The organism is Streptomyces sp. NPDC007945 (assembly GCF_042958885.1).
Classification (GTDB): domain Bacteria; phylum Actinomycetota; class Actinomycetes; order Streptomycetales; family Streptomycetaceae; genus Streptomyces.
Window position 1 is genome coordinate 148,087 of sequence record NZ_JBIBJV010000007.1, and the last position, 23,975, is coordinate 172,061.

The window sequence follows — 23,975 nt, forward strand, 5'->3', positions numbered from 1 at the left end:
TCCGGTCAGGGTCGTCCACAGGTTCCGGCCGGGGTTGTCCACAGCCGGTGACGCATACCACGCCGCCCGGTTACGCTGTGGTGCCCGGCTCGGCGGCTGTGCCGGGCGAGGCAGTCGGGAACGGCCCGCACAGGTAATCGCGGTGATGGGGGCGGAAGTGGCGATCGACGGTTTCGGACCGGGGGCACAGATCCCGCTCCAGGGCGGCAGCGGCCTGACCGGCGCGACGAACGCGCTGGCCTCGGCCGCCTACCGGGACAGCCCCCTGGAGACCATCCAGGAAGCGGACAACGAGCACTACAAGACCGGGGTCAAGAAGGGCAAGTGGGAGAAGCTCTTCCGCCCCGACCTCGGCGAGGCCTTCTCCCGCGCCGTGCAGGCCCGGATGCTCGGCGGCGGCCGCAAGGCGCTCATCCAGTCCTTCGGCGCCGAGCCCCAGCCGGTCGTCGAGCACTGCCTGGCGGCCACCCACATCCGCCGGCGCCGCGACATCAAGCTGACCGTGATCACGGTCGTCTGCGGCGTCCTCTTCCTGCCCGGGCTGCTGCTCTGGCTCGGGGTGATCCAGCTGCGCCGCATGGCCGCCGGGAAGGCGAGCAGGAGGACCAGCCTCGTCGGCACCGTCCTGATGTGGGCGATGGGCATCGTCGCCGTCCTCTTCCTCCTCAAGCTGCCCTTCGACGGCCTGCTCCCCAACTATCTGCGGGCGATGGTCGTCGCCCCGGTGATCGGCTGGTACCTCGCGAGCCGGATCTGCCTCAGCGCCGCCGTGGACCTCCGCGAGCGGTGGACCGGACTGCTGAGCGGCGGCGGCGTCAGCGCCCACGTCCCCAAGTCCGTCCCCACCGACCCGGGCGAGAAGGCCGCGGAGGAGCTCCGGCTCAATCTGGAGAAGCTCTCCGCCGAGCAGCAGTCCAACGTGGTCTTCTACGCCGGCCCCAAGGGCATCCTCGGCCTCGGCACCCGCTGGGGCAGCTGGACGCTCGCCGAGGAGCTGGTCCCGGTGGCGGGCAAGGAGATGCACGACTTCCGCGCCTGGGACCTGATCCGCAAGATCCACGACCAGCTCACGCTCCTGGAGCGCGGCTCCCTGAAGTCCGGCTTTCCGAAGCCGACGGTCAAGCACTGGATCGTCTCCCCCGTCGGCGAGGGCGCCGACGAGGTCAGTCGGCCCGAGGGCGACAACATCGTCCACTACCAGGTGAAGCCGCACGAGATACAGCGGATCTGCAACGAGCAGCAGTTCGGCGCGGGCAACCGCCACTACCTGGGCGTCCAGTTCACGCTCTGGGACGGGAACGTGGTCCTGACGATGATGGTCACGGTGACCTCGCTCCACCACACCCTGCGCATCGAGGTCACCGGCCACGCCCTGGGCCCCGTCCACGGCCTGTTCACCACCAAGCCCAAGGCGAAGACCAAGGAGGTCTCCAAGACCGTCCGCTTCTGGGAGACCAAGGAGATCGCGCAGCCGCTGCTCGGCACCGACGACATCGTCCGGCTCGCCGTCCGCGCGCCGCTCACCTGGTACCCGCCGGTCCTGGACTTCCTCGGCGGCAAGATGACGCTGCCCGAGCCCTTCGGCCTGCGGCACGTGTGGGCCGGACCGCTCTGGAAGAACCGCTTCATGGCCGACGACGCCATCCGCATGGCCACGCCCGTGCTCCGCGCCGTCCACTCCGCGACGATCCGCTTCCTCGACGAGCACAACGTCGACACCGAGCGCTTCACCAACCGCGCCCTCGTCCTCGGCGGGAACGTGCAGGAGCCCGGTCCGAAGAAGGCCGACGTGTACGACGCCTGAGGCCCCCGCGCGGGACGCGTACGGCCCCGGGGCGCGCGCCCCGGGGCCGTACGGAGACGGAGCCGGCTCAGACGGTGGCCGGCCAGGAGTCGGCCAGCATCTTGCGGGTGTCGGCGAGCAGCTGCGGCAGGATCTTGGTGTGGCCGACGACCGGCATGAAGTTGGTGTCGCCGCCCCAGCGCGGCACCACGTGCTGATGCAGGTGCGCGGCGATCCCCGCGCCCGCCACGGCACCCTGGTTCATGCCGATGTTGAAGCCGTGCGCCCCGGAGGCCGCCCGCAGTGCGATCATCGACCGCTTGGTGAAGTCGGCGAGCTCCGCCGTCTCCGCCGCGTCCAGGTCGGTGTAGTCGGCGACGTGCCGGTACGGGACGACCATGAGGTGCCCGCCGTTGTACGGGTACAGATTGAGGACCGCGTACACGCTCGCGCCCCGGGCGATCACCAGCCCGTCCTCGTCCGACTTCGACGGGATCGAACAGAACGGACAGCCGTCGTCGGCGCCCGGCCCGGTCGGCTTGTTCTCGCCCTGGATGTACGCCATCCGGTGGGGCGTCCACAGACGCTGGAACGCGTCCGGCGCCCCCACCCCGATCTGCTGCTCCGGCTCAGTCGTCATGCTGTGCAGCATATTGCGTCGCCCGTTCGGAACGTGTCGGCGGGGCGAGCGAGGCCACCTCGGGTGATCCTGATCGGATGAGCGAAAGGCCCCCGAACCCACGCCGCCAGGCACGCTGGGACCACCGCATGGCGACCCCGCTCGCCGTGGCCTCCGTCGCCTTCCTCTCCGGCTACGCGGTCCGGGTCCTCGCCCGCGACCACCTCCCGCAGCTCGGCGTCGACCTTTGCATGGGGGTCATCCTGGCCGCCTGGACGGTCTTCCTCGCCGACTACCTGGTCCGGCTCCGGCTCAGCGGCCTGCACCCCCTCCGCTTCGTCCGCACCCACCTCCTCGACACGGTCGTCCTGCTGCTGCCGCTGCTGCGCCCGGTCCGGATGGTGGCGGTCTACGAGCGCGTCCAGCGGCGCCGCGGCCGGCCGCGGCTCAGCCTCTACGCCCGGGTGATGGTCTACTCCGGCCTCTCGGTCTCCCTGCTCGGGTTCACGGCCGCGCTCACCGTCTACCACCACGAGGCCGACGCCCCCGGCGCCTCCATCCGCACCTTCGGGGACTCGGTGTGGTGGGCGTGCGCGACCCTGGCGACGGTCGGTTACGGCGACGTGAGCCCGGTGACCCCGATCGGCCGGACGGTGGCGGTCGGCCTGATGGCCTGCGGCCTGGCCCTGCTCGGCGCGGTGACGGGTTCGTTCTCGTCCTGGCTGATCCAGGCGTTCACCCGCGAGGACGAGAAGGCCGGGAACCCCGGGAACGGGGAGAGGCCCCCGGGGGATCCCCCGGGGGCCTCCTGAGGTCGCGCCGCGCGCGGTCCGGGCCGTCAGACCTGGACGCGCTCCTCGACGATCTTGGCGATCTTGGCGATGGCCTCGTCGGCGGGGATGCCGTTCTCCTGCGAACCGTCGCGGTAGCGGAAGGAGACCGCGCCGGCGGCCATGTCCTCGTCGCCCGCGATGATCATGAAGGGGACCTTCTGCTTCTGCGCGTTGCGGATCTTCTTCTGCATCCGGTCCGAGGAGGAGTCGACCTCCACGCGCAGGCCCTGCTTCTTCGCCTTGGCGGCGAACTCCTGCAGGTACTCGACGTGCGCGTCGCCGATCGGGATGCCGGTCGCCTGGACCGGGGCCAGCCACGGCGGCATGGCGCCCGCGTAGTGCTCCAGGAGCACCGCGAAGAACCGCTCGATCGAACCGAAGAGCGCGCGGTGGATCATGACCGGGCGCTGCTTGGTGCCGTCCGGGGAGGTGTACTCCAGGTCGAAGCGCTCCGGCAGGTTGAAGTCGAGCTGGACGGTCGACATCTGCCAGGTGCGGCCGATGGCGTCCCGCGCCTGCACCGAGATCTTCGGGCCGTAGAAGGCGGCGCCGCCCGGGTCGGGGGTGAGCGGGAGGCCCTGCTTCTCGGCAACCTGCTGGAGGACGGCGGTGGCCTCCTCCCACGCCTCGTCGGAGCCGACGAACTTCTCCGGGTCCTTGGTGGACAGCTCCAGGTAGAAGTCGGTCAGGCCGTAGTCGCGGAGCAGGTTGAGGACGAAGGTGAGGGTCTTGTCGAGCTCCTCCGCCATCTGCTCGCGGGTGCAGTAGATGTGCGCGTCGTCCTGGGTGAAGCCCCGGGCCCGGGTCAGGCCGTGCACGACGCCCGACTTCTCGTACCGGTACACGGTGCCGAACTCGAACAGGCGCAGCGGCAGCTCACGGTAGGAGCGCCCGCGCGCGTCGAAGATCAGGTTGTGCATCGGGCAGTTCATGGGCTTGAGGTAGTAGTCCACGCCCTCGTCGAGCTGCATGGGCGGGTACATGCCCTCGGCGTACCAGTCGAGGTGACCGGACTTCTCGAAGAGCTTGCCCTTGGTGGCGTGCGGCGAGTAGACGAACTCGTAGCCCTCCTCCTCGTGCCGCTTGCGCGAGTAGTCCTCCATGACCCGGCGGATGATGCCGCCCTTGGGGTGGAAGACGGCGAGGCCGGAGCCGATCTCGTCCGGGACGGAGAAGAGGTCGAGCTCGTTGCCGAGCTTGCGGTGGTCGCGCTTCTCGGCCTCGGCGAGGAAGTCGAGGTGGGCCTTCAGCTCGTCCTTCGACGGCCAGGCGGTGCCGTAGATGCGCTGGAGCATGGGGTTCTTCTCGCTGCCGCGCCAGTAGGCGGCCGCGTTGCGCATCAGCTTGAACGCCGGGATGTTCCGGGTGGTGGGCAGGTGGGGACCGCGGCAGAGGTCCTTCCAGCACAGCTCGCCGGTCTTGGCGTCGAGGTTGTCGTAGATGGTCAGCTCGCCGCCGCCCACCTCGACGTTCGCGCCGTCGGCGCCCTCCTCCAGGGCCGCGGAGCCCTTGATGCCGATGAGCTCCAGCTTGTAGGGCTCGTCGGCGAGCTCCTCGCGGGCGGCCTCGTCGGTCACCACGCGGCGGGCGAAGCGCTGGCCGCGCTTCTGGATCTCCTGCATCTTCTTCTCGATGGCCTTGAGATCCTCGGGCGTGAACGGCTTCTCGACGTCGAAGTCGTAGTAGAAGCCGTCCCGGACCGGCGGGCCGATGCCCAGCTTGGCCTCGGGGAAGAGCTCCTGCACGGCCTGCGCCATGACGTGCGCGGTCGAGTGGCGCAGGATGTCGAGACCGTCCGGGGAGGAGATCTCGACGCCCTCGACGAGGTCGCCGTCGGCGAGCTCGTACGAGAGGTCCTTCAGCTCGCCCGCGACACGGGCGGCGATGACGGTGCGGTCGTCGGCGAACAGGGCGCCGGCCGTGGTGCCCGCGCTCACCGTCCTCTCCTCAGGTCCCGAGGCGGTCTGGACGGTCACACGGACTTCGGACACGGGTACTCCATGCATCGGGGCGCTGGCAGACACGAGGTGCCGGCGCCGGCGGCGCGCGGCAGAGACGAGGTGCCGCGTCCCCTCGATCTTACGGGCCCGGCCGCGCCCCGCTCACCGCTCCTCCTCCGGCCCGTCCGGCTCCTCGAAGAAGCCCGCGTCCTCGCCGCTCCCCTGGAGCCACTTCATCAGCCGGTCCCGCTCCGCCTCGTCCACCTGCACCGGGACCACGCCCGAGGGATCCGTGAGGCGGCGGAAGCCGCCGCGGCTCTCCAGCCGGCCGGCGACCCGGATCGGGAGGCCGACGAGGTGGGCGTGGCCCGCGGTGCGGTACGCCTCCTCGTCGAGCGCCACCCGCACGTGGCCGACCTCCGCGCCGCCGAGCACCCGGAGCTTGACCGTGCCCTCGCCGCGCGGCCCCGACCGGCGCAGGCGGACCACGGCACCGGTGATCCGCACCGGGACGGCGGGCTCGTCGGTGAGGTAGCGGGCGCCGGCCTCGCGCAGCGCGGGCAGGTCGCCGGGCGAGAACTCGACGGGCTCGGGGCGGGCGGCGCAGCCCTCGGGGACGCCGGCGGCCGGGGCCCACGCGAGGGCGATGCGGGCCCCTTCGGTCCCCCGGACGAGGGCGACGAGCGCCTCGGTGAGCTCGCGGCTGACGCCGGCCTCGACGGCGGAGTCGAAGGCCTCCATGCCGCCGGTGGCGCGCTGGTAGTCGACGGCCTCGCGGGCAGCGTGCAGCGCGTGGTGGAGCCGCACGGCCACGGGGCGGCCGGGCGGGACCGGCAGGAAGGCGGTGAGGACGCGGCCGGCGGGATCGGTGGCGACGGTGACGGGTTCGAGGGCGGCCCGGGCCGCGGAGCGGTGCCGGGAGCCGTGGTAGCCGGCCCGGCCGCGCACGGCGAGGGCCCCGGCGAGGAGGATCCCTCGGGCGGCCGAGCGGAACCTCTCCTGGGCGGGCCAGGGGACGGTGCCGGCCGGGCCCGGGGGCGCCTCGCGCCACCAGCGGACCTCGTCGCTGGGGACGGCGAGGCCGGTGAGGACCTCGCGGGCGGAGGGCGCCCCGCTGCGGGCGAGGGCGGTGAGGGCCTCGCCGATGAGATCCTCGCAGTCGGGGAAGGCGCGGCTGTCGGGGACGAGGAGGCTGACGCCGCCGCTCGCCCGCCCGCCGGGCGGGGTCCAGCGGCCGTAGCGGCCGGCGGCCCCGCCGCGGCGCTGCCAGCCGTGCCGGGCGAGGAGGGCGCCGAGGACGCGCGGGTCGACCCGGCCGGGGTCGGGCACGCCGTCGCCCGGGGAGGACCAGGAGCCGGCGGGTTCGGCGGCCGGGACGGGGTGGGGCCGGTACGGCGACGGGGCGGACCCGGGTCCGCCCCGGTCGCCCGCCCCGTACCCGTACCCGGTCCCGTGCCCGTCCCCCGCGCCGTGTCCTGGGTCGTCGATCGGTCGGTGCATCAAGGTCTCCCTCCCCGGCCGACCCGGGTCATGATCTCGCAGAGCGCCCGGTCGTCGAAGATCCGCGCCGTGGGGACGCGCACGGTGGTCCGGCGGCGTCCGGTGACCGGGTGTCCGGCCAGGTTCGTCCAGTAGCAGCAGTGCCTCAGGTCGAGCCGGTCGTGGCTCGCTCGCAGCCAGTCCTCGGGATCCCTCGGGACGATCATCACCACCAGGATCTTGTGCACCGCCACGGGCGTCCGGGCGAGCTTCACCAGGTGGTCGTTGTCGAGGGTGAAGGGGAAGGTGCTCCCCGTCGGGTGCGGTGGCAGTTGGTAGGTGCACTTCAGCTGCACCTTGATGGTGACCTCGTCGTCGACGGTGTGTCCGGGTGAGCCGTGGCTCACGTGCCAGTCGACGCCGCTGTCCGGGAAGGGCTGCGCGAGCGAGCAGCCCGCCGCGGCGGCGACGGCGTGCAGGTATCCCACCTGGAGTGTCTCCATGCAGGCGGTGGTGGCGAGCGAGCCGCGTGCCGGGGCCGCCCGCTGGGGCGGCAGCCCTCCCGGCTCGGCCTGGCCGAGCGACATGTGAACGTCCTTCCCCGTCACCAGTGTTGTGACCGGTCCGCGTACGCCGCAAACAGGGCGGGTATCACCGATTCGGGGCAGGGGGTTGGCCATCTGCCGCGCGGGTGCGAGGAGTTCGGGTATGACGACGAACTGGTACGAAGGGCCCCTGGCCGCTTTCGACACGGAGACCACCGGAGTGGACGTCGAGGAGGACCGGATCGTGTCCGCCGCGCTCGTCGTCCAGGACGCGGCCGGGGCGCGGCCCCGGGTGACCCGCTGGCTGGTCAATCCGGGGATACCGGTGCCGGAAGGGGCCACGGCGGTGCACGGCCTGACGGACGATCACCTCCAGCGCAACGGCCGGTGGCCGTCGCCGGTGATGGAGGAGCTGGGGCGCGCCCTGGCGGAGCAGAGCGCGGCCGGGAGGCCGCTGGTGGTGATGAACGCGCCGTTCGACCTCACCATCCTGGACCGGGAGTTGAGGCGCCATCGGGCGTCGACGCTGGGCCGGTACCTGGAGCACACCTCGCTGTGCGTGCTCGATCCGCGGGTCCTGGACAAGCACCTGGACCGGTACCGCAAGGGCCGGCGGACGCTGACGGACCTGTGCGCGCACTACGAGGTGGAGCTGGAGGGGGCGCACGACGCGGCGGCGGACGCGACGGCCGCGCTCCAGGTGGTGCGGGCGGTGGGGCGGCGGTTCGCGTCCCGTCTGGAGCGGCTGTCCCCGGCGGAGCTGCACACGCTCCAGACGGTGTGGCACGCGGCACAGGCGCGGGGGCTCCAGGCGTGGTTCACCCGGCAGGGGACGCCGGAGCTGGTGGATCCCGCGTGGCCGCTCCGCCCGGAGCTGCGGAAGGCGGCGTGAGCGGTGCCGGAAAAGGCCGAGGCCGGTCCGTCGTGACGACGGACCGGCCTCTCCCGGTGGGCGATACTGGGATCGAACCAGTGACCCCTTCGGTGTGAACGAAGTGCTCTCCCGCTGAGCTAATCGCCCGGGAACGGGTTGAACCATACAGGGCTTCCGGGCCGGGCTCCAAATTCATTCGGAGCGCAGGTGCGCGGCGAGCCCGCGCCGCCCGCCGCGCATCATCAGGGCGTGGTTGGCGCGGAAGAACGGGCGGCCGGGGACGGCGAGGAGGCGCATCAGCCGGGCGCGGACCTCGACCTCCTGCTCGTAGAGGGCCCGGGTGCCGGCCCCGTCGGGCGTGAGGGTCCAGCGGGCCCAGCCCTCCAGGTCGCCGTCGAGCCGGACCTCCAGGACACCGGCCCCCGGGTCGTGGCGGAGGGTGCGGAGGGCGACCTCGATGTCGTACGGGAGCAGGGAGCGGAAGCGGGCGGTGCCGGTGGTGTCGTCGAGGGGGACGACGGCGCGGACCTGGCGCCACCAGAGGGGGTAGTCCTCGGCGCGGGCGAGGACGGCGAAGACCCGGTCGGGCGGGGCGGCGAGCCGCCAGACACTGCGGAAGCGGTACCGGCACCAGTCCATGGGTCCAGTGTGGGTACTCGGGCGGGATCTGAGTAGCAGCGCGCATTCCCGGGGCGGGCGCCCGGCGCGACACTCCGGGCATGGACATGAACCTGCCCCCGGTCGAGGAGCTGCGGCGCGTCGACGCCGAGCTGGCCCGACTCGACGCGCGCCGCGCGGAGTTGCTGGCCCGGCGGGTGTGGCTGCTCGGTGTGCTGCGCTCCCCCGCCGGTCCGGCCGCGGCCCCGCCGTTCCCCGGCGCGCGGCCGGCGGCGGAGACCTCGCCGCGCGGCGCGCAGAACGTGCTGCTGACGCTGGGCGGGACGCTGCTCGCGGTCGCCGCGCTCGCGTTCACGCTGGTGAGCTGGGGCTCGATGGGCATCGCGGGGCGTTCGGCGGTGCTGCTCCTGGTGACCTCCGCGGCGCTGGCCGCGCCGGCGGTGCTGCTGCGCCGGGGGCTGACGTCGACGGCGGAGGCGGTGGGAGCGCTGGGCCTGGCGCTGACGGTCCTGGACGCGTACGCCCTGCACCGGGTGGCGCTGCCCGCGACGGACGGACTCGGCTACGCGGCGGTCGCCGCCGGACTCCTCGCGGGTCTGTGGGCCGGGTACGGCGGGCTGCTGCGAGGACTGCGGCTGCCGTTCCCCGCGTCGGTGGCGGCGGCGCAGCTGCCGCTGCCGCTGGGGGTGCTCGCGGCCGGCGGGGGTCCGGCGGCCGTGGCGTGGGCGGCGGCGCTGACGGCGGCGGCGGACGTGCTGCTGCTCGCCCGCCGCGCGGGCGTGGCGGTGCGGACGACAGCGGGGGTGTCGGCGGCGCTCCTGGCGGTGTGGGCGCTGCCGGTCGGCGGCACGCTGTCGCTGACGGGTCCGTGGGCGGGCGGTCCGCTGCTGCTCGGCTGGGCGGCGGTCCTGCTGGGCGCGGCACGGGTGGTCCGTCCGGCCGCGCGGGTGCTCGCGGCGGTCGCCGCCCTGGCGGGGGTGGCGGCGGTGGCGGGCCCGGTGCGGGCCGCGCTGCCGGCGGAGTGGACGGTGCCGGTGTACGTGGTCTGCGGTCTGGCGGTGGCGGCGCTGTGGCGTCCGGTACGGGTGGCGCGGATCCCGGCGGAGGTGCGGGCCGGGTTCGGGCTCGCCGGGGGCGGGGTCGCGGCGCTGGGCCTGGTGTGGGCGCTGCCGCCGGTGCTCGGCGGGCTGCTCGGTCCGGCCGCCCGCACCACGGCCGTCTGGTCCGGGACGCACACGGCGCCGGTGCCGGCGCAGTGGCCGGCGACGGCGCTCCTGGTGCTGCTGCTCGGTGCGGGCGCGGCGGCCGCGGTGCGCGGGCCGTGGGGCCGGTGGAGCGCGGTGCTGCTCGGGTGGGCGGTGCTGACCGCGCTGCCGGTCGCCCTGGGGCTGTCGTACGCGGCGGGGATCGCCGTCCGGCTGGTGGCGACGGGCGCGGCACTGGCGCTGGCGGTGCGGCCGGGGGTGCTCACCCGCGGCCTGCCCGAGCCGGCCGCCGTGCCGGAGCGGCCGGAGCCGTCGACGCGGCCCGGAGGGGGCTGGGGCGCCTCGTGGCCCGTCGGGGCGCCGGTGGCGGCGGGGGCGCTGCTGTCCCGGACCGGGCTGGTGACCGGGCTCGCCTCGGCGGGTTCGGCGCTGCTGCTGGCGCTGGACGTGCGGGCGGCGACCTTCGTGGTCCTGGGCGTGCTGCTGGGGCTGTGCGCGGCGGCGGCCGTGCTCGGCGCCGGCGCGGTCCGCGAGACGGCGGCCGGTGGCGCGGTGCTCACGGCGGCGGGTCTGGTGGGGGCCGGAACGGCGGCGGCGGGGCTCTCCGCGGCCGCGGCGGGCCTCGTGCTGCTGCTCGTCCCGGCGGGTACGGCGGCCCTGGCCGTGCGGTTCCGGTCGCTCGCCTCGGAGCTGTCGGGGGTGGCGGTGGGCGCGCTCGCGGTGGCCCTGACGGCGCCGCGTCCGGCGGTGCTCGCCCTGGCGCTGGCGCTGGGCGGGGTGATCGCGGCGGCAACGGCCCTGCGGCCGGAGCGGCGGCGCGCGGCCTCGTGGACGGCGGGCGCCCTCTTCCTGGCCGCGGCCTGGCTGCGGCTCGGGGTGTGGGGCGTGACGGTCCCGGAGGCGTACACGCTGCCGGTGACGGTGCCGGCGCTGGTGGTGGGCCTGCTGCGGCGGCGCCGGGATCCGGCGGCCTCGTCCTGGGGGGCGTACGGCGCCGGGCTCGCGGCGACGCTGGTGCCGGGCCTGGTGGCGGTCTGGTCGGACCCGCACTGGGCGCGGCCGCTGCTGCTGGGGACGGGCGCGCTCGCGGTGACGCTGCTGGGGGCGCGGTTCCGGCTCCAGGCGCCGCTGGTCCTCGGCGGGGCGGTGCTCGCCCTGGTGGCGGTGCACGAGCTGGCGCCGTACGTGGTGCAGCTGGTCGGCGCGCTGCCGCGCTGGCTGCCGCCGGCGGCGGCCGGGCTGCTGCTGCTCGCGGTGGGGGCCACGTACGAGCGGCGGCTGCGGGAGGCGCGGCTGGTGCGGGAGCGGCTGGCCCGGATGCGGTGATCCGGGCGGGGAAGCGCCGAGGGCCCGGAGACGATGTCGTCTCCGGGCCCTCGGACCGGGGTGGGCGATACTGGGATCGAACCAGTGACCCCTTCGGTGTGAACGAAGTGCTCTCCCGCTGAGCTAATCGCCCCGGCGCACCGCCAACATTACCGCATGTCAGCGGGGCTTCCGAACCACCCCCGGGTCACTCTTCGATCTTCCAGGGCATGACGAGGCCGAACTTCCAGAGGTACCAGCCGAGCAGCGCGGCGATGATCACCAGGCCGATGGCGGTGAGGGTGATGTTGCGGCGCCGGACCTTGGGGTCGAGGGCGCGCTGGGCGGCCTCGGTGACCTTGCGCTTGGTCCAGCGAAGGACGATCTGCGCCCAGACGAACTCGGTGGCCCAGATCGCCATGCCGGCGAAGATGACCAGCCAGCCCGGTCCGGGGAAGACGAGCATCAGGATGCCGGCCACGATCACGGCGAGTCCGACGACGAAGACGCCGACCTGCCAGCTGAGGTGGAGGCCGCGGCGGGCCTTGATGAACTCCGGTGCGCGGGATCCCAGTTCGGCCTGCTCGGTGGGCTGGGGCTCGGACGCGCGCTCGTCACTCTCCGCATTCATGATGCCAATTTACCCGACTCACCAGCCCCACCGGTATGGCGGTATTACCCAAAGTTACATGCGGCCGTACGAGCTACCTGAACGATCACAAAACCGACAGAGGGGTTTACAACGGCACCGGAGGTGGCATGTCGATTTCGCCGACGTGCGAATCCCCGAGCGCACACTGAGCGAAAGGCCCTGGCGCTTATGAACACCGTGGTGAGCTGCGAGCTGCACCTGCGCCTCGTTGTGTCGAGCGAGTCCTCACTGCCTGTACCCGCGGGCCTGCGGTATGACACGGCGGATCCGTACGCCGTGCACGCCACCTTCCACACCGGAGCCGAGGAGACGGTCGAGTGGGTCTTCGCCCGCGACCTTCTCGCCGAGGGGCTGCACCGGCCCACCGGCACGGGCGACGTCCGGGTCTGGCCTTCCCGTAGTCACGGCCAGGGAGTCGTCTGCATCGCGTTGAGCTCGCCGGAGGGCGAGGCCCTGCTGGAGGCCCCCGCGCGGGCCCTGGAATCGTTCCTCAAGCGGACCGACGCCGCGGTGCCACCCGGCACCGAGCACCGGCACTTCGACCTCGATACGGAGCTGTCCCACATCCTGGCCGACAGCTGAGCCAGGCCCCAGACCGCACGGCGCCGTCCGACTCGGGGCGACGGCGCCGCGCGGGCGGTCGCATCCGCTCGACCTCCGGCGTCCTCACCGCGCAGCCGGCGCGGCGAGGGCGCCGTCGCGCTTTTCCATGGCGCGCTAGAGTCGACGGCAGTCCACGGGCGCCCGCCCGCGGCCGGCCAGGGAGCGAAGCGTGCTCATTCCCCACGACACCCGGATCGCCCTCGACACCGTCGTCGATCTCATGAACACCGCCGCGCAGGGCGACCGCGAGGACACGCTCGCGGACCTCGACGCGCTCGGGGTGTTCGTCCGCGAGCACCGGATCAGCGACGTGGGTGAGCTGGACGCCGAGGACCTCCGGGCCGTCCGCGAGGTGCGGGACCGCTTCGCCGCCGTCTTCACCGCCCCCGACGCCAGGATCGCCGCCCCGCTGATCAACCAGCTGGTGGCCGCCGCGGGCACCACCCCGCGGCTCACCGACCACGACGGCTACGACTGGCACGTGCACTACTTCGCGCCGGGCGCCTCGGTCGCCGACCACCTGGCCGCCGACTGCGGGATGGCCCTCGCCTTCATCGTGGTCTCGGGCGAGCGCGAGCGGCTGCGCCGGTGCGAGGCCCCGGACTGCGGCCGGGCCTTCGTCGACCTCTCCCGCAACCGCTCCCGCCGCTACTGCGACAGCCGCACCTGCGGCAACCGGCTGCACGTCGCCGCCTACCGGGCCCGTCGCAAGGAAGCCGCCGGCTGACGCCTCGGAGCACGTGGGAGCACGTGGGAGAGCACGTTTCAGAGCACGTAGAGGTCGTGCAGGGCCGCCATCAGGAGCAGGGCCCCGATCACCGCCAGGAAGATCATCAGCGGTGGCTGCGACAGCGCGAAGAGACAGCCCCTCGGCTCGTCGGCGGGGGGATCGGCGGCGGGCGCGGACTCGGCGGAGGCGGGGGCGGGGTCCCGCGAGGTATCGAGCATCTCGGGGGGATGATCGCGCACCCGCTGCCCCCGGAAGGGCGGAATGCGCGCCTGGGCGGGGCGGTTCATCCCTTCCCGTGGATCTCCGGGTCATCGCCCGGTCGCGGCCCGGCAGGCAACGGCCAGAAGCGGTCAGATTCCGTGCTTCTTCAGAATCGCCTCGATGTCGCTGAAGTCCTCGGCGTCCCCGCCCCGGGCGGGCGCGCCCGCCGCCGTGCGGGCCGGCGCCACCCGTGCGGACCCGGCGGCCGGGGACGAGGCGCCGGGCGCGACCGCCGCGGGCCGCGCTCCCCCGTCCACCGCCTGCCGGCCGCTCCGGCGGCGCTCGACGCCCCGGGTCGTCAGGAGCAGCAGCCAGGCCGCGCCGAGCACGCCGAAGCCGGCCCAGGCGACCGGGCTGAAGACGGTGTCGAAGGCCCACTCGACCGCACCGGTCATCACGAGGCCGAGCGGGACGAGCGACCAGCCGGCGATCCGCGCCGCGCCCAGGTACTTCTTCCGGTACGCCGTGAGCGCGGCGATGCCCAGGCCCGCCGCGGACACCGCGGAGCAGATGGTCTCGGCCAGCATGCGGTCCTCCAGGTCCCGGGTGATACGTCCCTTCCATCCTGCACCGGCCCGCCCGCCGGAGGCCACGCCCCCGGGCCGGTCTCAGGGAGATCTCCGGGTCGTCCCGGCCGGGATCTCCTCCTCAGGTCCCGGTGTCGTGCCGATGCGGGCCCGGCGCCGACCTGCTGGAAGACTGCCGTCCATGACTGACTCCACCACCACCCCCTCCCCCGTCGTCCTGGAGGCCTGGTTCGACCTCCAGTGCCCCGACTGCTTCCGGGCGCTCGACGACGTCCGCGCGCTGCGCGCGGCGTACGGCGACCGGCTCGACGTCCAGCTGCGCCACTTCCCGCTCGCCAAGAACAAGCACGCCTACGCCGCCGCCCAGGCGGCCGAGGAGGCGGCCGACCAGGGGCAGGGCTGGGGCTACGCGGAGGCGCTGCTCGCCAGGACCGCCGAGCTCGCCGAGCGGGGCGAGCCGGTGCTGCTGGAGGTGGCGACCGGACTCGGCCTGGACGCCGAGGAGTTCGACACGGCGCTGATCGACGGCCGGCACCTGCTCACGGTCGACGCCGACCAGGCCGAGGGCCAGGCCCTCAAGATCACCGGCACCCCGACCTACGTCATCGACGGGGAGCGCCTCGACGGCGGTCAGAGCCAGGAGGGGCTGCGCGCCCGGATCGAGGAGATCGCCGACCGCCTCCTGGCCGGCTGACCCTCCCCGGTCCTCAGATCAGCCGCTTGGCGCTGTTGACGTGGGTCGTGCGGTAGCCGAGCGACTCGTAGAGGCGGATCGCCGGGGTGTTGCCCGCGAAGACGTGCAGTCCGAGCCGGCTCTCCCCGGCCTCCCGCGCCACGCGCTCGGCCAGCAGCATCAGCGCCCGGCCGTACCCCTGGCCGCGCCGCTCCGCCGCGACCTCGATGTCGTAGACGTATCCGGCACTCACCCCGGGCTCCAGTTCGCGCGTCCCGGTCCAGACGGTGCCGACGACCACGCCGTCGACGAGGGCGACGCTGATCGCCGTGCCGGGGCTGGCGAGCCCCTGGGGCAGCAGCTCGCGGTGGCTGGCCTCCGCCTTGGCGCGGGCCTGGTCCTCGGGGACGCCCCGGTCGATCCAGCTCCGTGCGAAGGCCTCCTGGGCCGCCGCCGCCCAGGCCGTGAACTCCTCCTCGGTCATGGACCGCGCCTCGATGCCGGACGGCGGCGCGGGCGGCGGGTCCGCGAGCTCCTTCAGCATGTTCCGGCTGCGCTCGGTGTAGCCGAGCGCGCGGGCCAGGCCGAGGGCGGCCGTCGCGTCCGCGGGGACCGATATCCGCACGTCCGCGCAGCCCCAGCCGCGCAGCACCTCCTCGGCGGCGAGCGCCGCCACCGTCCCCCTTCCGCGGCCGCGGTCCGGCTCGTCGACCCAGAGGCGGTCGACGGTCCCCGCCGCGGCGCCGAAGTCCGGGTCGGTGGCGACGCGGACGGAGCCGACCCGGCGGCTGTTCACGCAGATGTCGTAGACGCGGGAACGGCCGCCGGCCGCGGAGTGCTGGAGCGGCTCGGTCGGCCGCAGGGTGGTGGTCATCAGGGGTGTTCTACCCATTCGGGAGGGCCCCGTCATCCGGATTTCAGCCGAGCCTCGGATCCCGGTCGGCGGCGGCCCGCTCCTCGAAGACCCGCATGGCCTTGGCGGTGACCGGGCCCGGGGCGGCGGCGAGTTCGCGGCCGTCGACGCGGTGGACGGCCTGGACGTCGCGCAGGGTGGAGGTGAGGAAGACCTCCTCCGCGGTCTCCAGGACATCGAACGGCAGGTCGGTCTCGACGGCGCCGGTCCACTCGACGGCGAGCGCGCGAGTGATGCCGGCGAGGCAGCCGGAGGAGACCGGCGGGGTGTGGATCCGGCCGTCGAGCACGACGAAGACGTTGGAGCCGGTGCCCTCGCAGAGCCGGCCGGCGGTGTTGGCGAAGAGGGCCTCGGTGGCGCCGGCCTCCTTCGCCCGGGCCAGGGCGACGACGTTCTCCGCGTAGGAGGTGGTCTTCAGGCCCGTGAGGGCGCCGCGCTCGTTGCGGGTCCAGGGGACGGTGACCACGGCCGTGGTGTCGGGGCGGCGGGAGGTCCCGCCGACGGCGACGACGAGGCTCGTACCGGCGTCTCCCCGCTCCGAGCCGAGCGGGGAGAGGCCGCCGGTGTAGGTGATGCGGAGCCGGCCGAGCTCCACCGGGTTCGCCGAGAGGACGGCGGCGCAGGCCCGGCGGACCTCGTCGAGGTCCGGGTCGGGCAGCCCGAGACCGCGGGCGGAGCGGGTGAGCCGCTCCAGGTGGAGGGTGAGAGCAAACGTTTCTCCACGCTCGGCCTTGACCGTCTCGAAGACGCCGTCGCCGACGGTCAGTCCGTGGTCCAGGACGGAGACCCGGGCGGCCTCCTCGTCGTACAGCCCGCCGTTGACCCAGATTTTCATCGAGAGATGGCCTTTCCGCTCGCCCCTGGGACCTCGTCGGCCGGGGCGCCCGACTCGTAGGCGCCCGACGCTATCGCGACCAGCCGGGCCGCCTTCAGCTCGGTCTCCTCCCACTCCCGCTCGGGGTCGGAGCCCCAGGTGATGCCGGCGCCGGTGCCGAAGCGCAGCACGCCGAACGGCCGGTCGATCCAGAAGGTGCGGATGCCGACGGCGAGCTCGCCGTGGCCGCCGTCGGCGTCCACCCAGCCGATGCCGCCGCAGTACGGCCCCCGGGGCACGGTCTCCAGCGCCTCGATGATCCGCAGCGCCGAGGACTTGGGGGCGCCGGTGACGGAGCCGGGCGGGAAGGTGGCGTCGAGCAGCTCGGGCCAACCGGCGTCCTCGCGCAGCACCCCGCTGACGGTGGAGACGAGGTGGACGAGACCCGGGTGCTCCTCGATGTCGCAGAGCGCGGGGACGGCGACGGAGCCGGTCTCGCAGACGCGGCCGAGGTCGTTGCGGACCAGGTCCACGATCATCACGTTCTCGGCGTGGTCCTTGGGCAGCAGGTCCGCGGCGGTCCTGCCGGTGCCCTTGATGGGCCCCGACGAGACCCGCGCGCCCTCGCGCCGCAGATACAGCTCGGGCGAGGCGGTGGCGATCTCCACGCCGTGCGCGGGCAGCCGGATCGTTCCGGCGTACGGGGCGGGGTTGCCGGCCGCGAGCAGCGCGGTGAGGGCGTCCACGTCGGCGGCGGCCGGATCGGGCAGCGGCGCGGTCATCACCCGGCAGAGGTTCGCCTGGTACACCTCGCCGCGCGCGATGTGCTCGCGCACCGCCCGTACGCCCGCGGTGTACGCGGCGCGGTCGAGCGACGACGTCCAGTCGTCCGGGCGCGGGCCGCGCCACGCCCCGGGGACGGCGGCGGGCACCGGCGCCCTGCGGACGTCTCCGAAGCGGGCGCAGGTGAGCCGGCCCTCGAAGTCGGCGCAGACGGCCCAGAAGCCGGTGGAGTCGAGCGCCTCGGGATCATGGGTGACGTCCCGCAGGTCGGTCGCGACGAGGCCGCCGAAGCGGGCCAGGGGAGGTAGGTCGTACACGTGTCGAGTCTAGGTCGGGCCGCCCCGGAGGAGGGGGTGCGCGGGCGGCGGGGGCTCCGCGCGACGCCGGGGACACGGCGGGTGAACACCGCTCGAACCCTCCGGGAGCCGCCACCCGGGCGCGCCGAAGGGCCCGCAGGTCAGCACGCTGCGGAAACGCGTTTTTGTACTGGCCCGGGAATCCGCTAGAGTTCAACACGTCGCCGGGACGCGCAAGCGGACCGGAACCGACAAGCGGACGTGGCTCAGTTGGTAGAGCATCACCTTGCCAAGGTGAGGGTCGCGAGTTCGAATCTCGTCGTCCGCTCGATGTGGGGGATCTTCCCGAACCCCCGTTATCACTCCTGGTGGAGTGGCCGAGAGGCGAGGCAACGGCCTGCAAAGCCGTCTACACGGGTTCAAATCCCGTCTCCACCTCCAAGGACGATTAGCTCAGCGGGAGAGCGCTTCCCTGACACGGAAGAGGTCACTGGTTCAATCCCAGTATCGTCCACTGGACCTTCGGGTCCTGATCTTCGGATCCCCGCGCGATTAGCTCAGCGGGAGAGCGCTTCCCTGACACGGAAGAGGTCACTGGTTCAATCCCAGTATCGCGCACCACTTCACCTGCACCCTCGGGTGCGTCCCGCGCGATTAGCTCAGCGGGAGAGCGCTTCCCTGACACGGAAGAGGTCACTGGTTCAATCCCAGTATCGCGCACCACATCTCCTGCACCCTCGGGTGCGTCCCGCGCGATTAGCTCAGCGGGAGAGCGCTTCCCTGACACGGAAGAGGTCACTGGTTCAATCCCAGTATCGCGCACAGAAGGACGAAGCCCCCGGCCGCGGTTCGCGGCCGGGGGCTTCGTCGTCGTGCGGGCCGAGGGCGCTCCGGTCCCCGGATCCGTGCGAAGGACCCGGGGGCCGGAGCGCCGCGGACGGCTCAGGAGGAGAAGAGCATCCGGCCGAAGCCGCGCTGGCGGTAGTGACCGCCGTGGTGGCCGCCGTGCGGGGCACCCCAGGCGGGAGCGGCCGGGGCGGGCTGCGCCGGGTAGCCGGCCGGCGGGGCGGGCGGCGCCGGCGGGGCCTGCCACTGCGCCTCCAGGCGGGTCAGGGCCTCCAGCTCGCCGTAGTCCAGGAAGATCCCGCGGCAGCCGCTGCACTGCTCGATCTGGACGCCGTTGCGGTTGTACGTGTGCATCGCCGCGTGACACTTGGGACACTGCATGCTCGGCTCAACTCCCCTGCCGTTGCCGTTCGAATGACTGCTTCAGCTTATGAGGACGCGGCGGAGCCCGGGACGGTTCGGGACATCGGGATCCTGGCGCAGGTGCCGATCATCACGCCCTCGACCTCGTCGAGCCCCCGACCCTCGGCCGTGGACTTGGCGAGCGCGAGCGCCGCGGTCTGCACCGTCAGGGCCCGGGCGGGCAGATCCAGGCGGGCCCACGGGTCCGGCGCCGTGGCCGGGCCGCCGGCGGCCTCGTAGGCGCCGAGGAACCGCGCCCACACCTCCGCCGGGAGCAGCCCGGCGGCGAACCACGCGGCGGGGCGGGCCAGGTCCCAGGCGGGGTCGCCGAGCCCGGCGTCGTCGACGTCGATGAGGCGCCAGTCGCCGCGGAGGTCCCGGACGAGCTGGCCGAGATGGAAGTCCCCGTGGCACAGGTACGCGCGCGTGCCCCCGGTCCCGTCCCCGCCGAGGTCCTCCGTGACGGTCCGCCAGGCCGCGAGGACCGTGGCGGTCGCCGGGTGGTCCGGCACGGCGCGGAGCATCCGCCCGACGGCCAGCGCCGCCTTCGCGGGGGCCCGCATCGCGGGCAGCGGGCCGGGCGGGGGCGGGGTGCGGTGGAGCAGGGCGAGCAGCCGGGCCGCCTCCTCCCAGGGCGCCGCGTCGGGGTCGCCCGGGTCGACCGGAGGCCCGTACGGCCACACCGTCACCGGCCGTCCCGCGACCCGCTCCGCGCACTGCCCGGGAACCGGCGGCAGGAACACCCCCGTGAGGGCCGGGTCGCCGGCGAGGGCGACCCGCGCCGCGTGCGGAACGTCCTCGGTGTTGGGGGCGTGCGCCTTGGCGACGATCCCGCCGTGCCGCACGACGGCCCCGTCCTCCCGGTCCGCGAGCACCCGCACCGCCCCCGGATCGCAGGCGCAGTCCGCCGTGCCGTGCACGGCCCCGCGCGCGATCAGGGCCAGCGCCGCCAGCACGTCGCCGTCGTTCTCGCCACACTCCATCCGGCGAGCGTACGCGGCGCGGGCGTGCGGCGGAGAGACGGTGCGCCGACGCGCGGAGGGGCCGGTCGGCTCCCCGGCCGACCGGCCCCTGCGCTGTCGTCCGCCGCACCCCCGTCCCCACGGGGCTGTCGGCCGATGTCCCCGACCCGGGCCGCTCACCCGGGTCCGGGGCGCCGCTCAGCGCCCCAGCATCACGCCCACGGACGACGCCTGTGTGACCACCGCTTCCCAGCCGCCGAAGACGACCACGAGCAGGGCCGCGAGGGGGAGGACCATGGCGGTGGCCACCAGGGGATGACGGCGCCCCGCGGGGCGGGGGGTCGGCCGGTGTGCCGTGTGGGCCATGGTCCTCTCCTGTCGCTTCTCTTGCCGGTTCTCGGTGCGGTGGGCGCGTGTTCCTCGGGGGACGAGAGTCGCGCCCACCGCATGACCTCAACAGTAGGGAGCGGGACCGCCCGCGGCGTCATGCCCGCGTACCGGCTTCCGGGCCTACGGGAGGATGACGCCGCTCCCCCCGGCGTACTCCCCTGGGTGGAGGCGGGGGCGCGCGGGTGGGGGTCTTCCCGGAGGGGACGCGCCCCCGGGTGACTTGGGTCACGTCCGGCGGGGAGCGGGGTGCGCCGGGGTGCGCGGGGCGGTCGGGGGTACCCGGGGCGGGGCGGCGGGAGTTGTCCCGGGGCGGTGTCAAGTGGGCTGGACGACAAGGGGGGTTGGCGGGGAGAGTCGGTGCGGCACGGGACCGTCGTCCCCCTCAGCACTGACAATCGAAGCCGGTGGGAGGGCGCGGCCTATGAGCGCGCGGGGGCGCCACTACGTAAGCTGTGCCACGTCGAACGGACGAGGGGACGGACATGGCGATGATGCGGCTCCGGCGCGAGGACCCGCGGATCGTCGGGGCGTTCCGGCTCCACCGCAGACTGGGCGCCGGAGGGATGGGGGTCGTGTACCTCGGCTCCGACCGGCGCGGGCAACGGGTGGCGCTGAAGGTGATCCGCCCGGACCTGGCCGAGGACCAGGAGTTCCGCTCGCGGTTCGCCCGTGAGGTGTCGGCGGCCCGGCGGATCAGGGGCGGCTGCACCGCCCGGCTGGTCGCGGCCGACCTGGAGGCCGACCGGCCCTGGTTCGCCACCCAGTACGTGCCCGGGCCGTCGCTGCACGACCGGGTCGCCGAGGAGGGTCCGCTGCGGGCCGCCGACGTGGCCTCGATCGGCGCCGCCCTCTCGGAGGGCCTGGTCGCCGTCCACGAGGCCGGGGTCGTGCACCGGGACCTGAAGCCGTCGAACATCCTGCTCTCCCCCAAGGGCCCCCGCATCATCGACTTCGGGATCGCCTGGGCCACCGGGGCCAGCACCCTCACGCACGTCGGCACGGCGGTCGGCTCCCCCGGCTTCCTCGCGCCCGAGCAGGTCCGGGGCGCGGCCGTCACCCCGGCGACGGACGTCTTCTCGCTCGGCGCGACCCTCGCGTACGCCTCGATGGGCGACTCCCCCTTCGGGCACGGCAGTTCCGAGGTCATGCTCTACCGGGTCGTGCACGAGGAGGCACAGCTCCAGGGGGTGCCGGACGCGCTCGCCCCGCTGATCAGGGCCTGTCTGGCGAAGGACCCGGAGGACCGGCCCAGCACCCTCCAGCTGTCCATGCGGCTCAAGGAGATCGCGGCCCGCGAGGCGCAGGGCCTGCCGTCCGCGCGGCCGCCCGCCCCGCGCGAGCGGATGGAGGAGCGCGGCACGCTGCGGCCGACCGAGCGGTACACGGAGCGGGACGCGCCCGGCCGCGAGGCGGAGCGGGCGGTGGCCCGGGGACGCGGTTCCGGACCCTCCTCTCGCCCCTCGGCGCCGCCGCGGACCGGCGGTTCCCGCAATCCGCAGTCGCGGCCCGGGACCCGGCCGGGAGCGCGGTCCACGTCCACCGGCCGCCGCCCGGCCAACCCCCGGCTGCTGCGCCAGCGGCTCGTCGTCTTCGTGGTGGTGACCCTCCTGGTGGCGCTGGGCATCGCCGCCGCCCAGGCCCTCCAGGGCTGACCCGGCCCGCACGGAGAACGCCCCCGGTGCACGCGAGGCACCGGGGGCGTTCTCCGTGGACGGGCCGGGAGCTACGCCTCGGGGCGGCCGGCCGTGACCGCGTAGAAGGCGACGGCGGCGGCCGCTCCCACGTTGAGGGAGTCGACGCCGTGGGCCATCGGGATGCGGACCCACTCGTCGGCGGCGCGCAGCGCCTGGGGGGAGAGGCCGTCGCCCTCCGCGCCGAGCATGAGGGCGACCCGGTCGAGGCGGTGCGGGGCGGCCTCGTCCATGGCGGTGGCCTTCTCCGCCGGGGTGAGGGCGAGGAGCTTGAAGCCCGCCTCCCGCACCGCCTCCAGACCGCGCGGCCAGCTGTCCAGGCGGGCGTACGGGACGGAGAAGACCGCGCCCATGGAGACCTTCACGGAGCGGCGGTAGAGCGGGTCGGCGCAGTCCGGGGAGAGCAGGACCGCGTCCATGCCGAGGGCGGCGGCGCTGCGGAAGATGGCGCCGATGTTGGTGTGGTCGTTGACCGCCTCCATGACGGCCACCCGGCGGGCTCCCGCGAGGAGTTCGGCGGGGTCGGGCAGCGGCTTGCGCTGCATGGAGGCGAGGGCGCCGCGGTGCACGTGGTAGCCGGTGACGCGCTCGGCGAGGTCGGGCTGGATGGCGTACACCGGGGCGGGCACCTCGTCGATGACGTCGCGCATGACGTCGACCCACTTGGCTGAGAGCAGCATCGACCGCATCTCGTAACCGGCCTGCTTGGCGCGGCGGATGACCTTCTCGCCCTCGGCGATGAACAGGCCCTCGGCGGGCTCGCGGCGGCGGCGCAGCTCGACGTCGGTCAGGCCGGTGTAGTCGTGGAGGCGGGGGTCGTCGGCGTCGGTGATGGTGAAGATTTCGGCCACGGGGTGATATTGCCTTGTCCGGGGTGGGGTGCCAATGCGCGGGGACGGGCGGCGGTCGCCGCCCGTCCCCGCGCCGAGAGGTGCGGGGCGCGTCAGCGGGTGAGCTTGTCGGGGCCCTCCGCGACGACCGGGCCGATGACGATGACGGCCGGCGGGCGGACCTCCTCGGCCTTCACCACCTCGGCGACGGTGGCGAGGGTGGCGTCGACCCGGCGCTGGGTCGCGGTGGTGCCCTCCTGGACGAGGGCGAGCGGGGTGTCGGGGGCCTTCCCGTGGGCGACGAGCGCCTCGGCGATCTTCCCTATCTTGTCGACGCCCATGAGGATCACCAGGGTGCCGGTGAGCTTGGCGAGCGAGGCCCAGTCGACGAGCGAGCGCGGGTCGTCGGGGGCGACGTGCCCGCTGACCACCGTGAACTCGTGGGCGACGCCCCGGTGGGTGACCGGGATCCCGGCGGCGCCGGGGACCGAGATGGAGCTGGAGATGCCGGGCACGACGGTGCAGGCGATGCCCTCGGCGGCGAGCGCCTGCGCCTCCTCCATGCCCCGGCCGAAGACGAAGGGGTCGCCGCCCTTGAGGCGGACGACGGACTTGCCGGCCTTGGCGTGCTCGATCAGCGCGTTGTTGATGGCCTCCTGGGCCATGAAGCGGCCGTACGGGATCTTCGCCGCGTCGATCACCTCGACGTGCGGCGGCAGTTCGTCCAGGAGGTCGCGCGGGCCGAGGCGGTCGGCGATGACGACGTCGGCCTCGGCGAGCAGCCGGCGGCCGCGGACGGTGATGAGGTCCGGGTCGCCGGGGCCGCCGCCGACGAGGGCGACGAAGGGAGTGCGGGCGCGCTGGGCGGGCGCCGCGAGGGAGCCGTCGCGCAGGCCCTCCAGGACGGCGTCGCGGACGGCGGCCGAACGGCGCGGGTCGTGGCCGGTGAGGACGGCGACGGTGACGCCGGCGCCGCGGCCGGTGGCCGGGGTCCAGGCGGTGGCGGCCTCGGCGTCGTCGGAGCGGACGCACCAGACGCGGTCCCGCTCGGCCTCGGCGGAGGCGGCGGCGTTGGCGGCCGCGTCGGTGGTGGCGACGAGCGCGTACCAGGCGTCGGTCAGGTCACCGTCCTCGTAGCGGCGGCGCACCCAGGTGATCTCGCCGGTCTCGGCCATGGCCTCGACGGAGGGCGTGGCGGACGGAGAGATCAGGGTGATGTCGGCGCCTGCGGCGATGAGGGCGGGCAGGCGGCGCTGGGCGACCGTGCCGCCGCCGAGGACGACGACGCGCCGGCCGGCGAGGCGGAGGCCGACGGGGTAGGCGGGGTGCTCGGCGGGCTCGACGTGCTGGGCCATGTGCGGGCGGCTCCTCGGACGGGGCTGGGGCCTGTCCGACCATGCG

At 74.2% G+C, this 23,975-nt stretch carries 24 protein-coding genes and 8 tRNA genes; 14 read left to right on the forward strand and 18 right to left on the reverse strand.

The window, feature by feature from the left end; all coding sequences use genetic code 11:
• Nucleotides 1-145 precede the first annotated feature (145 nt).
• Nucleotides 146-1,804: a hypothetical protein gene (locus tag ACFZCF_RS22980; protein ID WP_388446844.1), complete on the forward strand. Its 1,659-nt coding sequence runs from the start codon at nucleotides 146-148 to the stop codon at nucleotides 1,802-1,804.
• A gap of 67 nt (nucleotides 1,805-1,871) precedes the next feature.
• On the opposite strand, the gene ACFZCF_RS22985 is transcribed toward ACFZCF_RS22980, so the two are convergent.
• Nucleotides 1,872-2,435, reverse strand: a complete 564-nt coding sequence (locus ACFZCF_RS22985; protein WP_388446846.1) for an HIT family protein — start codon at nucleotides 2,433-2,435, stop codon at nucleotides 1,872-1,874.
• A gap of 65 nt (nucleotides 2,436-2,500) precedes the next feature.
• On the opposite strand from ACFZCF_RS22985, the gene ACFZCF_RS22990 reads away from it, so the two are divergent.
• Complete coding sequence (locus tag ACFZCF_RS22990; RefSeq protein ID WP_391288434.1) at nucleotides 2,501-3,214, forward strand: ion channel; 714 nt, start codon at nucleotides 2,501-2,503, stop codon at nucleotides 3,212-3,214.
• 26 nt (nucleotides 3,215-3,240) lie between these two features.
• Here the strand turns inward: ACFZCF_RS22990 and thrS are convergent, their stop codons facing one another.
• The 3 genes from thrS to ACFZCF_RS23005 form a co-directional block, all read right to left on the reverse strand.
• Entirely contained in the window at nucleotides 3,241-5,226 is a 1,986-nt protein-coding gene (gene thrS / locus ACFZCF_RS22995; protein WP_388446852.1) for a threonine--tRNA ligase, read from the reverse strand.
• Between the two features lie 111 nt (nucleotides 5,227-5,337).
• Nucleotides 5,338-6,675 carry a hypothetical protein gene (locus ACFZCF_RS23000; RefSeq protein WP_391288436.1) on the reverse strand — a complete coding sequence of 446 codons (1,338 nt, stop codon included), beginning with the start codon at nucleotides 6,673-6,675 and terminating at the stop codon, nucleotides 5,338-5,340.
• The gene (locus ACFZCF_RS23005) at nucleotides 6,675-7,241 is read right to left on the reverse strand and encodes a DUF4365 domain-containing protein (protein WP_391288438.1); all 567 of its coding nucleotides are present in this window, start codon (nucleotides 7,239-7,241) and stop codon (nucleotides 6,675-6,677) included. The genes ACFZCF_RS23000 and ACFZCF_RS23005 overlap by 1 nt, the downstream gene beginning before the upstream one ends.
• 121 nt (nucleotides 7,242-7,362) lie before the next feature.
• On the opposite strand from ACFZCF_RS23005, the gene ACFZCF_RS23010 reads away from it, so the two are divergent.
• Nucleotides 7,363-8,091 carry an exonuclease domain-containing protein gene (locus ACFZCF_RS23010; protein ID WP_391288440.1) on the forward strand — a complete coding sequence of 243 codons (729 nt, stop codon included), beginning with the start codon at nucleotides 7,363-7,365 and terminating at the stop codon, nucleotides 8,089-8,091.
• A gap of 57 nt (nucleotides 8,092-8,148) precedes the next feature.
• On the opposite strand, the gene ACFZCF_RS23015 is transcribed toward ACFZCF_RS23010, so the two are convergent.
• Together ACFZCF_RS23015 and ACFZCF_RS23020 are read right to left on the reverse strand one after the other, a co-directional pair.
• A tRNA-Val gene (locus ACFZCF_RS23015) sits at nucleotides 8,149-8,220 on the reverse strand.
• A gap of 45 nt (nucleotides 8,221-8,265) precedes the next feature.
• Entirely contained in the window at nucleotides 8,266-8,712 is a 447-nt protein-coding gene (locus ACFZCF_RS23020; RefSeq protein WP_391288442.1) for an SRPBCC family protein, read from the reverse strand.
• A gap of 80 nt (nucleotides 8,713-8,792) precedes the next feature.
• Here ACFZCF_RS23020 and ACFZCF_RS23025 point away from each other — a divergent pair, with 80 nt between their 5' ends.
• Entirely contained in the window at nucleotides 8,793-11,222 is a 2,430-nt protein-coding gene (locus tag ACFZCF_RS23025) for an SCO7613 C-terminal domain-containing membrane protein (RefSeq protein WP_391288444.1), read from the forward strand.
• Between the two features lie 61 nt (nucleotides 11,223-11,283).
• On the opposite strand, the gene ACFZCF_RS23030 is transcribed toward ACFZCF_RS23025, so the two are convergent.
• Both ACFZCF_RS23030 and ACFZCF_RS23035 read right to left on the reverse strand, forming a co-directional pair.
• Nucleotides 11,284-11,355: transfer RNA gene (locus ACFZCF_RS23030), tRNA-Val, on the reverse strand.
• A gap of 54 nt (nucleotides 11,356-11,409) precedes the next feature.
• Nucleotides 11,410-11,832, reverse strand: a complete 423-nt coding sequence (locus tag ACFZCF_RS23035; RefSeq protein WP_388446869.1) for a TIGR02611 family protein — start codon at nucleotides 11,830-11,832, stop codon at nucleotides 11,410-11,412.
• A gap of 189 nt (nucleotides 11,833-12,021) precedes the next feature.
• Here ACFZCF_RS23035 and ACFZCF_RS23040 point away from each other — a divergent pair, with 189 nt between their 5' ends.
• Together ACFZCF_RS23040 and ACFZCF_RS23045 are read left to right on the forward strand one after the other, a co-directional pair.
• Nucleotides 12,022-12,435: an SsgA family sporulation/cell division regulator gene (locus ACFZCF_RS23040; protein WP_030493555.1), complete on the forward strand. Its 414-nt coding sequence runs from the start codon at nucleotides 12,022-12,024 to the stop codon at nucleotides 12,433-12,435.
• A gap of 190 nt (nucleotides 12,436-12,625) precedes the next feature.
• A complete protein-coding gene (locus ACFZCF_RS23045; RefSeq protein ID WP_189949484.1) occupies nucleotides 12,626-13,183 on the forward strand; it encodes a CGNR zinc finger domain-containing protein in 558 nt (185 codons plus the stop codon).
• A 38-nt stretch (nucleotides 13,184-13,221) separates the two neighbouring features.
• On the opposite strand, the gene ACFZCF_RS23050 is transcribed toward ACFZCF_RS23045, so the two are convergent.
• Both ACFZCF_RS23050 and ACFZCF_RS23055 read right to left on the reverse strand, forming a co-directional pair.
• Nucleotides 13,222-13,404: a hypothetical protein gene (locus ACFZCF_RS23050; RefSeq protein ID WP_388446873.1), complete on the reverse strand. Its 183-nt coding sequence runs from the start codon at nucleotides 13,402-13,404 to the stop codon at nucleotides 13,222-13,224.
• Nucleotides 13,405-13,536: 132 nt separating this feature from the next.
• Nucleotides 13,537-13,974 (reverse strand): hypothetical protein, encoded by a 438-nt coding sequence (locus ACFZCF_RS23055; protein WP_391288447.1) that lies wholly within the window; start codon nucleotides 13,972-13,974, stop codon nucleotides 13,537-13,539.
• 181 nt (nucleotides 13,975-14,155) lie between these two features.
• Here ACFZCF_RS23055 and ACFZCF_RS23060 point away from each other — a divergent pair, with 181 nt between their 5' ends.
• Nucleotides 14,156-14,668, forward strand: a complete 513-nt coding sequence (locus ACFZCF_RS23060; RefSeq protein ID WP_391288448.1) for a DsbA family protein — start codon at nucleotides 14,156-14,158, stop codon at nucleotides 14,666-14,668.
• Nucleotides 14,669-14,681: 13 nt separating this feature from the next.
• Here the strand turns inward: ACFZCF_RS23060 and ACFZCF_RS23065 are convergent, their stop codons facing one another.
• Genes ACFZCF_RS23065 through ACFZCF_RS23075 form a run of 3 tightly spaced genes read right to left on the reverse strand, consistent with a single transcriptional unit; the run spans nucleotide 14,682 to nucleotide 17,474 of the window.
• On the reverse strand, nucleotides 14,682-15,521 hold the full coding sequence (locus tag ACFZCF_RS23065; protein WP_391288449.1) for a GNAT family N-acetyltransferase: 840 nt from the start codon (nucleotides 15,519-15,521) through the stop codon (nucleotides 14,682-14,684).
• Between the two features lie 43 nt (nucleotides 15,522-15,564).
• Nucleotides 15,565-16,395 carry an aminotransferase class IV gene (locus ACFZCF_RS23070; protein ID WP_388446885.1) on the reverse strand — a complete coding sequence of 277 codons (831 nt, stop codon included), beginning with the start codon at nucleotides 16,393-16,395 and terminating at the stop codon, nucleotides 15,565-15,567.
• Nucleotides 16,392-17,474 carry a chorismate-binding protein gene (locus ACFZCF_RS23075; RefSeq protein WP_388446888.1) on the reverse strand — a complete coding sequence of 361 codons (1,083 nt, stop codon included), beginning with the start codon at nucleotides 17,472-17,474 and terminating at the stop codon, nucleotides 16,392-16,394. The genes ACFZCF_RS23070 and ACFZCF_RS23075 overlap by 4 nt, the downstream gene beginning before the upstream one ends.
• Nucleotides 17,475-17,708: 234 nt before the next feature.
• On the opposite strand from ACFZCF_RS23075, the gene ACFZCF_RS23080 reads away from it, so the two are divergent.
• From ACFZCF_RS23080 to ACFZCF_RS23105, 6 genes are all read left to right on the forward strand, one after another.
• A tRNA-Gly gene (locus ACFZCF_RS23080) sits at nucleotides 17,709-17,781 on the forward strand.
• A gap of 39 nt (nucleotides 17,782-17,820) precedes the next feature.
• A tRNA-Cys gene (locus tag ACFZCF_RS23085) sits at nucleotides 17,821-17,894 on the forward strand.
• 1 nt (nucleotide 17,895) lies between these two features.
• Nucleotides 17,896-17,967, forward strand: a tRNA-Val gene (locus ACFZCF_RS23090).
• Between the two features lie 32 nt (nucleotides 17,968-17,999).
• A tRNA-Val gene (locus ACFZCF_RS23095) sits at nucleotides 18,000-18,074 on the forward strand.
• Between the two features lie 27 nt (nucleotides 18,075-18,101).
• Nucleotides 18,102-18,176, forward strand: a tRNA-Val gene (locus ACFZCF_RS23100).
• A gap of 27 nt (nucleotides 18,177-18,203) precedes the next feature.
• Nucleotides 18,204-18,275 (forward strand) — tRNA-Val (locus ACFZCF_RS23105).
• 120 nt (nucleotides 18,276-18,395) lie between these two features.
• On the opposite strand, the gene ACFZCF_RS23110 is transcribed toward ACFZCF_RS23105, so the two are convergent.
• From ACFZCF_RS23110 to ACFZCF_RS23120, 3 genes are all read right to left on the reverse strand, one after another.
• On the reverse strand, nucleotides 18,396-18,680 hold the full coding sequence (locus ACFZCF_RS23110) for a zf-TFIIB domain-containing protein (RefSeq protein ID WP_388446891.1): 285 nt from the start codon (nucleotides 18,678-18,680) through the stop codon (nucleotides 18,396-18,398).
• A gap of 47 nt (nucleotides 18,681-18,727) precedes the next feature.
• Nucleotides 18,728-19,684, reverse strand: coding sequence for a phosphotransferase (locus ACFZCF_RS23115; RefSeq protein ID WP_391288452.1), 957 nt, complete (start codon nucleotides 19,682-19,684; stop codon nucleotides 18,728-18,730).
• Between the two features lie 177 nt (nucleotides 19,685-19,861).
• Complete coding sequence (locus ACFZCF_RS23120; protein ID WP_189949504.1) at nucleotides 19,862-20,029, reverse strand: hypothetical protein; 168 nt, start codon at nucleotides 20,027-20,029, stop codon at nucleotides 19,862-19,864.
• Nucleotides 20,030-20,535: 506 nt separating this feature from the next.
• On the opposite strand from ACFZCF_RS23120, the gene ACFZCF_RS23125 reads away from it, so the two are divergent.
• Complete coding sequence (locus ACFZCF_RS23125; protein ID WP_391288454.1) at nucleotides 20,536-21,705, forward strand: protein kinase; 1,170 nt, start codon at nucleotides 20,536-20,538, stop codon at nucleotides 21,703-21,705.
• Nucleotides 21,706-21,776: 71 nt separating this feature from the next.
• Here ACFZCF_RS23125 and ACFZCF_RS23130 read toward each other — a convergent pair whose 3' ends face one another.
• Together ACFZCF_RS23130 and cobA are read right to left on the reverse strand one after the other, a co-directional pair.
• Complete coding sequence (locus tag ACFZCF_RS23130; protein WP_388446901.1) at nucleotides 21,777-22,595, reverse strand: TrmH family RNA methyltransferase; 819 nt, start codon at nucleotides 22,593-22,595, stop codon at nucleotides 21,777-21,779.
• Nucleotides 22,596-22,687: 92 nt separating this feature from the next.
• On the reverse strand, nucleotides 22,688-23,929 hold the full coding sequence (cobA, locus tag ACFZCF_RS23135) for a uroporphyrinogen-III C-methyltransferase (RefSeq protein WP_388446904.1): 1,242 nt from the start codon (nucleotides 23,927-23,929) through the stop codon (nucleotides 22,688-22,690).
• Between the last annotated feature and the right edge of the window lie 46 nt (nucleotides 23,930-23,975).